Here is a 14,514-nt window from a genome sequence, read left to right on the forward strand (position 1 = left end):
CGCGTGTTTTTTACTGAGTTTATTTTAAATAATTAGGCGCTGCCAATTCATTCTCAATGACTTGATCAGTAATCACAAATTCAGGAGTGCCCATATAGTAAGGCGCAATCTCTCCTTGGGGAAACACAATCACTAATTGGTGTTTTTCATTGATATAGAAAGGTTGGTCCTTTTTAATTTTTTTGAAGGGTTGAACATCACTGGGGGCATCCTCTTTTTCGGACCAGTATATTTTATTGCTATCGTTCTTCATTTGGTCTGCTATTTGTTGTTTAATTTCACTACTAATGACATCAATGTAAAAATCATTTTTAAAAATTAAGGGGAGTGAAACGACAACATTGGCTCGTTTGTCGATGGTGTCATATTTTGTTGTCGTCGCAGAGCTGCCTTTAATTTCTGTGAAGGTTCGTTTGACCACTAGGAAGCGACGGTCGTCCACGACTTTTTCATAATCTCCAGTGACTGAAACACGAGAACCATCAAAAAATTGCCCTTTGACTTGTTGAAATTCTGTTTGGGCTTCTTTCAAGTATTTTTTGTTGAGCGTGTCGGCTACTGAAGATTCTTGGGATGTTTGGATTTTAGGGACATCGATGTTTACTTCACTTTCCTGTTTTTTCGCTGTCAACGTTTTGATGGTGACTAATTGAACAATTTTATCTAACACAGGAATGTTGCGGGCTGCTTCACTAAAACCTGGAAACAAATTGACTGATAAGACAAAGCCACAAGCTACCACTACACTACTTTGCAGTGAGCGGTTTCTAAAACGAAGCCAGGTGTACCGCTTTTTCTCTTTATGAAAACGCGCTTTGACTTCCGCTTGTAGATCCGTTGGCAACGGTTGTTGGCGGTATTCTTTTGAAAAGTTTTTAACAACACTTTTTACAAAATCTTCCATTATTTTTTCGCTTCCTTTCTTTTACTAATTCAATAGACTTCGGAGTTCATTCAAACTGCGGTACATCTTCGTTTTAATCGTATTTTCGTTAATATCCAGGATCAAGGCGATTTCTTTTAGCGTAAATCCTTCAAAAAATTTTAATAGAATAATTTCACGATTGGGACTATCTAATTGATTAATAATTTCTTCAATTTCTAAAAAACTGCGTTGGGGATTATTTAAAAGGGCTAACACATGTTCATCTTTTTCAATATGAACAGCTTCTCGTTTCTTTTTACGCCAATAATCTGTCGCTACAGAAAGCAGAATTCGAAAGAACCACGCGTCAAAATCATTAATATCGGGTCCTTTTTGGATGGCCTTCAGTGCCTTTTCAAAGCTTTCTTGAATCACATCCAAGGCATCTTCTTTCGAATGTGTATAGTTAAAGGCAATGCGATACATTTTTTCATATTTGGTATCCACAAGCGTTTCTAACGCGCGAATTTGTTTTTTTCTTTTCCAACCATCGAAAACCATCGATTTCTGGAACCTCCTTTCCTGTACACTTATATAGACGAATCACAAGCATAAAAAGTTTCAACTTTTTTATTATTTTTAATTTTTATATTCTAAAAGAAAAAGAAATCACCGTCTAGTCTACGATGATTTCTTTTTCTCTTCTCCCGAGTGCGGTCTTAGTGCACTCAGCGTTTTAATAAAATGCGACCAATCAACAGGACGTGGTGGCGCTAGCCAAATAATTTGGGTAATCTCAGGCCAATCGACAAAATGAATATCCGATAAAATTAATTGTACACTTTCATCTACATGTGCTTTGAAAATGATATTCCATTCCGTAATTTTTTCAATATTTTTTTGTATCATACGATTATAGGCTTCACCAAAGGAAAAGTCGACACACAATGTAATCGGAGCCAAAACTTTTTTCAATGGTAACGCATCCACCATTAACAACAGATACCGATAAAATAAAAACCGTCTGGCATCCCAAACAGTGGGATTCGTTTTTTGTTCTTGAATAAATTGTCGACTAGCAGAAAAATACTCTGTATACGTTTCTGCAAAGTAGGTTATATCCATTTTACGATAACTATAGTTTGCTTCTATTGGAAAATGAAACAATTTAAAATGAACGATTGTTACTTTTTGTTCAAAACCTTGCAGGACTTCCTCGGAAAGCTGAAATTGTATTTTTAAATAGCTTAACAAGTCACGATTCAATTGTTGAATTTCTGCAAATCTTTGGCAAAGTGCTGCTGAAGCTACTTGAAGCCACTCTTCAGCAATTAAAAATAAGAGTAAATAATTGCCTTCGTTTGTTCGTTGTGGTTCTGGGATTTGAAGACTCTCTAACCAATTGAAAACATTCTGCTGATTGTCACCGGCTAATTGTTTTAACACTTGCGAATCTACTTTTTTCTCTACATAAAACTGTTGCTGCGTTCGTACTAAAGAAACCGCCAAAAAATGAAAACATTTAGCTTGTGCATAGCCCGCACGCTGATTAAGATGAACCTTCTCAGAAAAAAATAGCTCAAAGTTCCGAATCTGCTCTAAAACTTTTTTACCGTACAATGAAAAATCACGTTGGTATAATTGTAAAAAAACCAGTGTTGTTACTTCGCGTAAATTGGTTTCATTTCCCACCAAGTGAAATTCTTTATTAATTGTAATTTGATAATTTTCCAGCATTTTCTTTAATTCCTTGAACTCCTTATAAGCCAATGTGTGACTAACAAAGTGTTCTAAAGCAAACTCATTCACAGAATCAAAACGCTGAAAAAAGAAATCTTGAAACATAGCAAAACGTAACGACTCTTTAATGTAGCAATCAATCAAAGTAGCGGAAGTTTCCGTTCCTGATTCATTAAGAGTTAAGAAAATACCATCGCTCACAATTTGAAAATCCTCTGATAAACCAAATTCAATAAAATCGGCATTTAATTCAGCGACCGTTTTGTTCACAATAAATTCAGATAATTCTAACTCCTGCATTACGGTTTCTTTTGACTCTGTTAACATCGGTGCATTTTCCAGTAACTGAAATAAGGCGATTTTTCTTTTATCCACTTTATTTAAAAACATCATCAATATCATAGACTTCTCTCACATCCATTTTTTTCCCATACAATCCATTTCCTGAAAGAAAGTACCCAACCGCTGCTAAATAGCTTTCAGATTCTTCATCGCCGCCTGCACCAAGTCCGTTAGGAAAGACAAAATCTTTATTCACTTGTAAGGGATGAGCCGTTGTTTCTTTTGTTTGTTTCTTTTTTTCTTTTGACATTGCCGGTTTCTCCACAGGTTTGTCTTTTTTCTTGGGTGAAGGCTTTTTTTCTTCAGAAGGAACCGTAGTTTTTTGATCTTCCGGAGGGGTTGGCGCAGGTTGTTCCGGTTCTGACTTTTCCTGAGGGGTGATTGATTCTGGTTTTGGTTGAATTTCTTCCGTTGGTTCTAAGGGATTATAAATAGGTGTCGCCAATGTTTGAATTGGTTCTATTTCGACAGCCGTAAAAATTAGCAAAGAACTAAATAAAAAAAGATACTTTTTTCTCATGGCTTCTCACTCTCTCTACCTCTACTTTATGGGAAGCAATTCCTTGTAAAAGTACCTTTACTTTTACAAGGAAAACCCTTTTTGTCAATAGATAGCCCTTTTTATTACTCAGATTGTTGTTCTTCCTCTTTTTTCTTTTTACGATACAAGAAGAAAATCAATAAGAGCAGCGCTAGAATGATGAATGCAATCAGTAGATACAACCACCAATTGGTTTCTTTAATGGTTACGTCTTTTTCATTTAATTCTTTAGCGACGTCCCCAGAAATAGTAAATTCTTTTGTAAATTCCCATTTGTACAGGTACCGTTCTTCACCATTGGCGCCTTTGACTTGATAGGTGCCCTTTTCATCTTTTACACCATAGGCCGTTGATTTCAAGACATATTTCCCTGGCGTTAATCGTTCCCCTTTTAAAGAAATTGGGTAACTAAAGTTAGAGTTTGGCGCCACTTGCATATCCTCAGTATCGGATTGGTAAAGCGTTTCGCCTCCTTTTGAAACAGTGTTGATTAAATGTAATTGGTTTAAGTAGGCCGCTTGTGGGTTTTGTAAAGAAACATTGATGACGTTTCGCGCGTTGACTTGGCCTGGTTTAACCCCTAGTAATTTTAAATCTGGTTGAACCTTTGTCTCATTTTGTTGAAGAATAATGGCCACAACATAGGAGTATTCATTATTAATAGCTAACCCTTTTGATTGGTCCGCAGAAGTCGTGGTTTCTTTCTTTTTCTCTTTGAGTGTTATACCGCCAGCCATCACGCCATCAAAAGAATCTTTAGGCATCGTGATGGTTAAAGGTAAGGTCTTTTGGGAATGCTTCGGCAAGATGATTTCTTTCGGTGTTTCCACATAATCTTTTAAGTTAAAGCGTAAAGTTTTGTCAGGTTTGATCCCGTTTTGGCCATATTCTACTACGCCATTTAAATTTGTTGTCGCTGAGTTCACCGTATTTTCAATGGTAATGTCTTCATCTGTATCATTGCGTAACTGAATTTCTACGGTTTGTTTGGGACCAGGCGCCATTTTTAAGTCAAAGTAGGTTTTTGATTTGTCCACTTGATTTTCGGGAATTGTTGGTGTAACCGCAAAATTAAATTCAGAAGCGTGCGCCTCCACGCCAATCCAGCCAAATAACATACAAGCGATTACCGTTGCATATACTTTCCATCTGTTCATATTCATTCTCCTATGTCTTTCATTCTTTGTTGTATTATAAGCACCAAAAGACCGAAAGATAAGCCAAAAAATTTTTGACTTATATCCCGATCTTGCGTGTATGCTGCCGTTCTTAGTTTCCTGTGTTAGCAGGTGTATCTGTCAAAGTCCAAGTAAAAGTTGTCGTGTATTTTTTCGCATATTTTGTGGTTGAACCAGGTACTTCTAATGAAATACTTGTTTTAGCGGTATCTACACTATCGCCCCAGCTCATTAAGTACGTACCCGCACCTTCTTTATCGCCAGCAGCCATGACCACTGATTCAGCCCCAGTTGGGTTTAATTCAATCGTAGCTGGCGCTGTCGTTGGTTTTGCAGATTGTGAAGCTGAAACCACGCGTCCGTTGCTTAAAGTTACTTTGGCCGCTGTTAGTTCTTGGTTGGCTTCAGTTTTGAATTGACCATTTTGTTTTACTTTTAGCGTCCAACCTGTCTCAGTCCCACGATTATCTGAGACTTGAACAAAGTTTGGGCCTTCTTGGTCGGCACCAGCGTTATCTTTGTATTTTTGTGTTTCTGCATAGTAGGTCATATTTTTTGAGGTAATCGTTTGTTCCCCAAAAGATAAGCTAGATGCATAGTCAATGGATAACGGACCTGCTGTCCCTGGCTTAGGCCCTGTCGGATCAGTTGGATCAACTGGCGTAATTGGTTTATCTGGGTCTGGATTCGTCGGATCAACTGGATTCGTTGGGTTCGTATTTGGTGCAAATTGAATCGCTCCGTTTGTTTGGTATTCACCACCGTCGACTGCTAATGCACTCATTGGTACAAGTGCCAGTGCTCCTAAAGTTGTGGTTGCCATCAATGTCATTACTTTTGTCTTTTTCATTTATTTCCCTCCATTATTTACTGGTACATCTGAAAGTAGCCAAGTCAATGTTGTTTTATATTGTACTGCATCCTTAGGGGTTTTCCCAGGAACAGTTAGTGAGATTGCCCGTGTGATTGTGGCATTTACTTGCTGTCCTTGTTGATTTTTTTCGGTCACTTTTTCTGCTTGCCCCCACAGCGTGATCCACGTTCCGGCGCCGGTCTTTTCTGGGGCTTGCATGACAACAGTTTCTGCGCCCGCAGCATCTAATTGAATGTTTGCGGTAGCAGTTGGCGGCAATACGTCCGTCGCATTTGAGCGAACACTGGGCTCAGTAAAGGCAACGGTGGCGCCTGTTAATTCTTTGTGTAATGTTTCTGCATTACGAAATTGACCATTTTGTTTCACTTTTAAAACCCAGCCAGCATTGGTTCCCCGTAAATCACTTACTTGTACATAATTAGCAGTTGCCAATTCACTTGCTGAACCATCTGGGTTTTTATAGGTTTGCGCTCTGGCAAAATACGTTTGATCCTTATTCGATATCTCATTACTCCCAAAATCCAAACTTGAGGCATAATCGATGGAAAGTGGCCCAGGTGTGCCTGGATTAGGTCCATCAGGATTCGTTGGATCGACTGGTCGAACTGGTTTTTCTGGATCGGGATTTTCTGGATTTACTGGATCCGTCCCATCTGTGCTTGGGGTAAAAACAATCGACTGTTCGCTATCAAAAACGACCGTCGCCGCTTCAGCAGGAACAGTGGCGCCAAGCAACATTGTTCCGAATAACAAGGAGTAGACGACTGTTTTTTTCATTTACTTAGCCTCCAACATTCGTTGGTACAGATTTCAATGTCCATGTTAAGGTCGTACGATATTCTTTTGCTAATTTAATCGCTTTACCTGGGACATTTAATTTCACGGCAGTAGCACCTTCTGTCGCATCTTTCCCAAAACGATAGACCCAAGTCCCCATTCCTTTGCCATCTTCTGCTTTGACTAATTCTACTTCTGTTCCAGGAACAAAGGTATGTGCTGCTGTTGGTGTTGGCGCGTATGCAGCATCAACAATCGATGTCACACCTGCATTGGCAATCGATAAAGCGGCCCCAACTAATTCTTCATTTTGGGCTGTTTTGAATTGCCCATTTTGTACAGCGCTTAACGTCCAGCCTTCTTGTGTCCCACGTTTATCCGTTACCTGAACATAGTTGGGACCTGTTGTTCCATCTTTAAATGTTTGAATTTGTGCGTAATAATCTTTCGTATCGGAAGTGATTTTTTGGGCGCCAAATTGAAAGCTTGAAGCATAGTCAATTGATAAGGGGCCTGCAGTCCCTGGTTTTGGTCCAGTTGGGTCAGTTGGATCTTCTGGTTCAACTTTTTCATCTGGATTGGTTGGGTTAACTGGCTTCGTTGGATCTGTATCTGGTTCAAATGTAATGGCGCCATTACTTGTATAGTTCACGTTAATGTCTTCCGCAAATGCTTGTTGTGTCGCTAGGACACCGCTAAATCCTACAATCCCTACTACTGCTAATACTGTTTTTTTCATCTTCTCTTCTCCTTTTAATAAATAATATGCCTATAGTGATAAGGCTGATTCCCAAATAAATAAATGGTGCTTGATTGGTGGTACCTGTCGCTGGTAATCTTCCTTGTCGCGACCCATATACGCCAGAAGAAAGGACGGATGAAGCGCCTCCGTCAGCTGGCTTGGTGGGTTCGGTCGTTGTGGAAGAATTACTAGTCGCTGTTGTCGACTCTTCTGTGGGATATTCATACGTTCCATAAAAGGAGACAACACCACTATTTTCATAAGCTGCTTCCCCAAACGCAGTGTCTGAATGACAGAAGCTGAAAAGACCTAAAAAACAACTAAGCAAAAGGTATTTTTTCATCTCACTTCTCTCCTCCTTGTTATGGTGCCATGACTAATGACCATGACAATGTCCCTTTGAATTCGCCAACTTTTTGTTTCTCGACTGGCACAGATAGTTTAAGTCCCCGTTGGTTTGCCGCACCCCAACCTTGGTTAATTGTATAACTACCTGAACCGGAGCCTTCATTTTCTGTAACAACCGTATCTCCTTTATTGAGTAAAAATTCTCCTTTGTCTGTAACCAATGACAAATCTTCCAATTGATCTGTGCCGTTCGTTAAGGGATTCGTTACCTGAACATTCAGTTTCCAAGGCGTACTTTCTGTCCCGCGTGTGTCTTGAACGACTAAATCATCTGAAAGAGTTGGCCAGTAAACTTCTGGCTTGGCAGAAATTTTTTGTTTGCCAAAATCAATTGTTTTAGGTACTTTTTCTAACGTTAATTCACCTGAAATAGACACATTTACTTTTTTATTTAACGTTTCACCAGCTTCTGTAAATTGATAATTGGCTGGCACCGTTTTGGCTAATTCTTCTGGTTTCGCTTGCTGAATGGCTTGGAAGGTTGCGGCATCAAGACTTGGTGTTTGATTGGCCCGACCATCTGCGAAAATCACCGTTGCTTGTGTCCATTGTGCCAACTCGTCTGAATTCGTTAAGCCATTTGCTTCTTTTAATTTCAAATGCGCACTTGTCGCATACAAGGCAAACGAACGATCTTTGGCAAGGACACTTTCATTTTTCACAACAACTAAATGAACCGTTTTGTTTTGCAAATTATCTCCTGACGTCCCTGCTTCTAATTGAATATCATGTGTCCGCGATACAGTTTTTTCTGCTAACGGCGCTTGAATTTGTGGTAAATCCGTCTCTTTTAATGAGGTCTTGAAAAACGGCCGACCTTTTGCGCCAAGCATTTCTATTACTTTATCGACAGTCGTTAGTTGCGCTGCCTCATCTTCTGTGACAATCACCGATTGCCCCGAAAGTTCCACTTTATTTGAAAATTGAACTTTCACCTGATAACTGTAGTTCATATTCGTCGCTTTCCATGAAAGCGGGATGGTATCTTTTTGCTCTGGAATTTGCTCTATCGCGCTCCCAACTTCACTAGATTTAACCGTTCCTTGGTGCAACCAAGAACCTGTTACTTCGTCAGGAAGGAAGCTTAGGGTTGGTGTTAAAGCACTTGAGGTCGGAATCATCAAACGTCCTTTTTGAACTTTTTGTCCAGCTACTTCGGTGCCCCACGCTTGTAAGGTTAACGGCGCATTGCCGGCTTTGACCTCTTTTACATCATGAGAAATAGTACCTGCACCTGCCACAATTCCAGGCGTTTCCACTTCGTAATCGATGATGGAGCCAGGAATTGCTATCCCATAGCCATTGGCGCCCTTGGTCACATCGTTATCGCCAATAAATGTTTTTCCAGTCGCTTTTTCAATCCCATGAAACGTTGTTGGCGTAAGTTTTGTAGCATTATTGACCGTTGGATTAATCGTCAAGACCTGATAGGCTTTGACATTTCCAAACCAAGTCCCTGTGCTATCCACCAAAGCAGTTGTATCTGTCGTTGGTTTAATCCATAAAAGTTCATCTTTTGTTGGATCGACAGCTTCAAAATCCGCAATGTTTACCTTACCTGTACCAGGAATTGTTTCTAATGTTGCATGATCCTGAACCGTTAGTTTGCTAGCTGAAATTAAATTGGCCGTGTTGGTAATCCCAATTCCAGCGTTTTTAGATAGATGAATTGATCCGAATTCATTGTAAGTCGTACTATGATTCGCGGCAGTAGCAGAAACGCCATTTTTGATGTTCCCACCATTAGCCATTAATTTAATGCCATTGGTGACATTTAATTCCGTAAAGTTGACAACGCCTAAGCCTGTCGCATTTAGTGGTTCTGTTTGATAGTTATTGGTGCCGTCAACGTTCTCGCCAATGTTAATGACAACTTTCTGAGCATTTTTAGAAACAATGGTATTGGTGAAACTATCTGTTGCATTTCCACCAGATAATCCATTGATTGTTTTGGCACCTTGTAAATTTATCTCGACATCACGTAACAGCCCTGTCGTAGGGGCATTACCATAATTTGTTGCATATAAGTTACCAATACTTGAACCTGTTGCTTGAATATTCATAATAATTTTGCCACTTTTTGTATATGAGGACGTCCGCGCGCCATCTCCGTATATCGCTGCACCATTCAAAACATCTGAACCTGGTTTTGTATAGATATTTAGCGTGATTGTATTAGAAGCATCTGTTCCTAAATTAGTTGTTCCGTTATAAGGAACACCTCCTGAAATAAACGTTCCCGAAGGCAATTTAAACTCGCGATTGTAGTTTCTTAAATCAATGGTCAAATTTGCGTTTCCTAACAAAGAGCCAACATTTGTTATTCCGCCAGAAAAACCATTCGTTCCTTCACGAGGAGTACCAGAAAAGTCGCCACCGTAAACAATGTTATTAGAATTTCCAGTAACAGTATGATCACTTGAAGCACCATAAGATGCTCCCATTGAGGCATTAATGACACCATCATAAACGGTTACTCCAACATTCCCGACAATTTTTTTATCATTCCAGCCACCACCAGATAAGAACCAGTCAACTTGACCATTCCTCACAGTTGCTTGGGCATTTCCATAAACTCGACCGCCTTCATAACCACTTCCTTCTAAGGTATCGACAATACCTCCATTCAATGTATTAGAGGTGTTCCCTTCAACAACGCCAGAAAATAAACCACCGTATGTTCGTCGAGCTACAGCATTATTAATTACTGTATTTGACTCACCGCGAATGTAGATAGTCCAAGCATCTCGGCCAATGACAAGACCACCGCCAGCAATATCAAAATCTTTCGCATTCGCTAAATTATTTCTACTAGAAGAATAATTCGTGTCAGTTGGACGACTTCCTTTATAAACCAAGCCATCGCCGCCAGCTGTGCCATCGCCTGTTTGTGTTCCAACTTCTATAGTTGCCTTACCTTCTACGTAACCACCTACACCAGCTGCGGTTGTTCGCCACAGATCCGCATTACCAAATGAACCTTTAACAAGATGTGAGTGAATATTTCCTAAAATTTTATAAGTTGCACTATCAAAAGCTAATTTTGCTCGTTGCTCTGATGTATAAGCATCATAGGTGCCTTCATTGGAAGCTCCTAGTGCTGCTTTTGATAATCGATCAGCTTCCGTTCCACTACCACCATCAAAATTACCTATACCGCCTTGAGCATCTGTTGTTCCACCAATAACCGTATTTTCAATATTTCCTGTTATTGTGCCGTTATAACGATTGGCTCCAATAATACTTGGTCCATAGGTTGTATAATTACTTGCATCGAGGGTTGTGGAAATTGCATTTGTTCCACGATTTGTTCCAATATTCCCACGACCTGAACCACCAACATACGGCCCTCTTGAACTCCAACCGCCATATCCAGATAATGAATTTTTAATAGTACCATTAATGTTTCCATAAAGTGCGCCACCATAGTAAGTGGACATCCTAAAAGAACTATTTGCTTCTACTGCAATGTCTAACTCATTGGAAACACTCCCGGTCACAGAAATTGGGTTTGCTGCTGTACCAATTCCTGCACCATAATAATTAGAAAGAGCACCATTGATTCGTTTAACAGAAACGGTTACATTCCCATCGACTGTACCTAGATTTGCACCGCCTGATAGCGTATTGATTCCGGAGACCGTGTTATTAATGAGCAACGTTGGGTTTCCTTTTAAAGTTCCACCATTATTATTTCCGCCATAAAAATACCACGTACCTGAACCAGTACTATTTACTGTAATCACAGGATTTCCTGTAACATCGCCTGAATCCGTTCCGCCAAACACAGAGAAACCATTCCCGATAGAACCACCATTCAATGACAAACTATGACCGTTTAAATACATTTGTGATCCTGTATAAGAAATATTTCTTAAAGTAATATCTGTACCGAAGTGAACAATTCCTAGTGCCAATGTTTTGGAACCTGTAGGTAAAGTTGTATCCATACTAATCGGATCCGCACTGTTTCCAGTAATCACTAAATGATTGACCTTGCCTTGCAAGGCGTAAAAGGTCATATTACTTGCCGTAACGGTGTCAGGAATCACTTTAGCGGTGGTTGCCGTACCCGTTGTAATATTAGTTCCTATATAAAGAGTGAAATCGCCATTGTTCCCCTGTTGATACAAATCAAACAAGGCTTCTTTCAAACCAGCCTCTGTCGATGCATATTCTTTGTACGCTGCTCCATCTCCTGCTGGACTTGGCACAACAATCACTTTTGTTTTATCCGCAGGAGCAATTGTGTCCGCAATGGACTGATCAACTGAAACAGCTCTGGCCATGCGTGTCCGTTTCTGTTTAAAGACAGCTGTAAGTTGTGTATCTTCTGAAAACTCTAATTGAAGAAGTTCTTCATTTGTATATGTTTTTCCTTGGTAAGACCAGCCAACGAAAGTCGTATTTTCCTCACTATTCGCCCATTTTGGTAATTCTTCTGTCCGAAGTGGCTGATTTTTTTCTTTTACCACTTGATAACTTTTTGCATCATTTAGAAACAAAGCTTGATCCGTTGTTTCAAAGGTCAAGGTGATTTGCTTCTGCTCTTCGCTTGGTTTTGTTTCTGTGGAAGAGGTGGTTACTTTTTCTGTGATAGCACTAGATTCCGTCATTGATGACTGTTCTATAGAATGTGCGCTGCTTTCTTTTGTTGCTTCACTTGTACTGGTTTCTGCTGTTTTTGGCTGTGTCTGCGTACGTTCTGTTTGTTGCTCCCCTTCAATCGCCCACGCTGAAACAGATAAAAATGGTTGTACAAGTAAACAAGTTGCCAATAAAACAGCGATTTTCTTTTTCATTAACTTCATCACTCCTCCCTCGAAGTAAACTTTCCACAACCAACCTATGGCTCAAGTATACGAAGTTTTCTTCTGATTTTTTTAAAGATATTTTCTTAATTTCAAAAAAAAAATTTATTTTTTAATTTTCTTTTTGTTAACTAAACGAATTTTTTGCTGTTTTTTGTAAGATAAAATGTTAATTTGTTCACAAAAATAACAAAAACGTTGTTTTTAACATTAAAATTAACAAACGAGTTCGTAGTATAGCACGGATTTTCTCTCATGTAAACATCATTAAATAAACATTTTTGTTTAATTTATACATATTTCCCAGCTAAAAAAATGACAAAAATAAATAAACAGAGGCCTTAGAAATATTTCTAAGGCCTCTGTTTATTTATACTTATTCACAAACTGGACTGTTTCTTGGTAACATTGTTTAGCTTCTTTTGTTTGATAGTCGAATTGATATTCATGGGTGATCGTTGCTTTCTTATCTTTGAAAAAGAGAGCTGAAACTGGAACATTTAAAGTTTTTAACCGCTGAACCAAGGCTAGTCCTTGCTCTTGGAATGAAAAACTATTGCCATCTGTTAGATACGTCGGGGGAAATTCTTTGGTGACTTTATCCACTAAACTCACTTCTTGCAGTTCCGCGCTCGTCTGCCAGTCTTTAGTGCCGAGCAAGGACCAAGCCACTGTTTTAACGAAAAATTTCATAAAACGATTATCACTTTGTTGGTTGGCCATTTGTTTCAAATCCACCGGACCACAATACGAGAGCGTGCCTTTTAAATGGCTAGCCGGCAATGCTGCAGTCATCCCTAGTTCTTTGGCATAGTTGGCATTGGTTTGAACTGTTGCATATTGTAGAGCAATCTGTGCACCCGCACTGTCCCCGCCAATAAAAAGCTTAGATAAATCTAACATGGGATACGCTTGTTTCTTTTCTAACAAAAATTGAACAAGTTCATTGACCTGCTGGAGCTGGCTTGGATAAGGTGCATCTGGTGCTAATTCATAATTCATTGAAATAAAGGCAACTGAGGAATCAGCCACTAAACGTGTCGCAAACTCTTTCATCCCAGACTTATCTCCTCCCACATAGCCACCACCATGGACCCATAAAACGACTGGTACCGCTTGTTTTGACGTTTGGGGATAATACAAATCAAAGGTATTCTTTTTTCTTGAAGAAGGGTATGTTTGATTTTCTTGCAATTGAACATTGGGCAATGCTTTATCATAGGAAGCTGAATCTTTTATTTCAACTTCGCCTGCGAATAACTGGTTGATGACCCAAGCGCCTGGCTTAGGAGATAATTGAAAGGCGAGAAACACGCCTAAGCAAATAACCACAATGATTCCTAACAACCAAAGGATAAAACGTACGATTTTTCTTTTCACTCTATTCACCTGCTTTAATTTGTAGCAAAATTATAGCATGTTTTTTAGCCAAAGCGTTTATTTTGAAACAGCTTTTTTAGAATTTGATGTACTTTTATCATTTGAAATGCCCTCTTAAAAGCTGTAAAATGAACAAAATGACTTTAACCTTTAGGAGGTTGCCAAATGAAAGCTCTGATTTCCATTGATTATACGAATGATTTTGTCGCCACAGACGGAAAACTAACCACTGGTGCCGCTGGACAAGCCATTGAAACGGCTCTTGTTCAACAAACAAAGCACTATTTTGACAATGGCGATTTTGTGGTTTTTGCCATTGATGGGCATGATCCCCTAGATCACTATCATCCTGAAAATAAACTTTTCCCGCCCCACAATGTCTTAGGAACTGACGGGCGTAATCTGTTTGGCTCGCTAGCTGATTTTTATCAAGCTCACAAAAATGAGGCAACCGTTTATTGGCTGGACAAACGGCACTATTCTGCTTTTAGTGGCACGGATTTGGACATTCGGTTACGAGAACGAGGAATTACAGAGCTTTGTTTAACTGGTGTTTGTACAGATATTTGCGTGTTGCATACGGCTGTTGATGCCTATAATTTAGGCTATCAATTAATGATTCCCGAGCATGCCGTTGCTAGTTTTGATGAACAAGGACACGAATGGGCGTTACGCCACTTTAAACAAACTTTAGGAGCAACCATTCTATAAAAAGACTGGTCAATCCTTCCACGCGCCCTATCTATACTCAAAAAATCGTGTAAACAACACAAAAGCCAACCTTACTATGGATAAGGTTGGCTTTTTTATGCTCATTTTAACTCCGAGCCTGCGGATTAGTGATAACTAGCATTCA

General features: G+C 39.4%; 12 protein-coding genes. 1 reads left to right on the plus strand and 11 read right to left on the minus strand.

Features of this window, described 5'->3' with window-relative positions:
* Positions 1-19 precede the first annotated feature (19 nt).
* The 11 genes from IGJ24_RS12645 to IGJ24_RS12695 all read right to left on the minus strand — a co-directional run bounded on the left by IGJ24_RS12645 (position 20) and on the right by IGJ24_RS12695 (position 13,658).
* Positions 20-904, minus strand: coding sequence for an RsiV family protein (locus IGJ24_RS12645; protein ID WP_289865733.1), 885 nt, complete (start codon positions 902-904; stop codon positions 20-22).
* Between the two features lie 24 nt (positions 905-928).
* Positions 929-1,426 (minus strand): RNA polymerase sigma factor, encoded by a 498-nt coding sequence (locus IGJ24_RS12650; protein ID WP_002372752.1) that lies wholly within the window; start codon positions 1,424-1,426, stop codon positions 929-931.
* Between the two features lie 120 nt (positions 1,427-1,546).
* Complete coding sequence (locus IGJ24_RS12655) at positions 1,547-3,007, minus strand: helix-turn-helix domain-containing protein (RefSeq protein ID WP_289865731.1); 1,461 nt, start codon at positions 3,005-3,007, stop codon at positions 1,547-1,549.
* Positions 2,982-3,467 (minus strand): hypothetical protein, encoded by a 486-nt coding sequence (locus IGJ24_RS12660; protein WP_002354843.1) that lies wholly within the window; start codon positions 3,465-3,467, stop codon positions 2,982-2,984. Before IGJ24_RS12660 ends, IGJ24_RS12655 begins: the two co-directional genes overlap by 26 nt.
* A 104-nt stretch (positions 3,468-3,571) precedes the next feature.
* Positions 3,572-4,651 carry a DUF916 and DUF3324 domain-containing protein gene (locus tag IGJ24_RS12665; protein ID WP_438775413.1) on the minus strand — a complete coding sequence of 360 codons (1,080 nt, stop codon included), beginning with the start codon at positions 4,649-4,651 and terminating at the stop codon, positions 3,572-3,574.
* Positions 4,652-4,757: 106 nt separating this feature from the next.
* Positions 4,758-5,516: a WxL domain-containing protein gene (locus IGJ24_RS12670; protein ID WP_002385163.1), complete on the minus strand. Its 759-nt coding sequence runs from the start codon at positions 5,514-5,516 to the stop codon at positions 4,758-4,760.
* A complete protein-coding gene (locus IGJ24_RS12675; protein ID WP_002385162.1) occupies positions 5,517-6,317 on the minus strand; it encodes a WxL domain-containing protein in 801 nt (266 codons plus the stop codon).
* Between the two features lie 4 nt (positions 6,318-6,321).
* The gene (locus IGJ24_RS12680; protein WP_002365407.1) at positions 6,322-7,056 is read right to left on the minus strand and encodes a WxL domain-containing protein; all 735 of its coding nucleotides are present in this window, start codon (positions 7,054-7,056) and stop codon (positions 6,322-6,324) included.
* Positions 7,013-7,402, minus strand: a complete 390-nt coding sequence (locus tag IGJ24_RS12685; protein ID WP_002354835.1) for an LPXTG cell wall anchor domain-containing protein — start codon at positions 7,400-7,402, stop codon at positions 7,013-7,015. Before IGJ24_RS12685 ends, IGJ24_RS12680 begins: the two co-directional genes overlap by 44 nt.
* 19 nt (positions 7,403-7,421) lie before the next feature.
* On the minus strand, positions 7,422-12,278 hold the full coding sequence (locus IGJ24_RS12690) for a hypothetical protein (RefSeq protein WP_010823294.1): 4,857 nt from the start codon (positions 12,276-12,278) through the stop codon (positions 7,422-7,424).
* Between the two features lie 366 nt (positions 12,279-12,644).
* Positions 12,645-13,658: an alpha/beta hydrolase gene (locus IGJ24_RS12695; protein ID WP_010823295.1), complete on the minus strand. Its 1,014-nt coding sequence runs from the start codon at positions 13,656-13,658 to the stop codon at positions 12,645-12,647.
* Between the two features lie 165 nt (positions 13,659-13,823).
* Here IGJ24_RS12695 and IGJ24_RS12700 point away from each other — a divergent pair, with 165 nt between their 5' ends.
* Positions 13,824-14,369, plus strand: a complete 546-nt coding sequence (locus tag IGJ24_RS12700) for a cysteine hydrolase family protein (RefSeq protein WP_016630755.1) — start codon at positions 13,824-13,826, stop codon at positions 14,367-14,369.
* Positions 14,370-14,514 lie beyond the last annotated feature (145 nt).

This window comes from Enterococcus sp. DIV0546, from assembly GCF_051712785.1.
Lineage (GTDB): Bacteria > Bacillota > Bacilli > Lactobacillales > Enterococcaceae > Enterococcus > Enterococcus faecalis.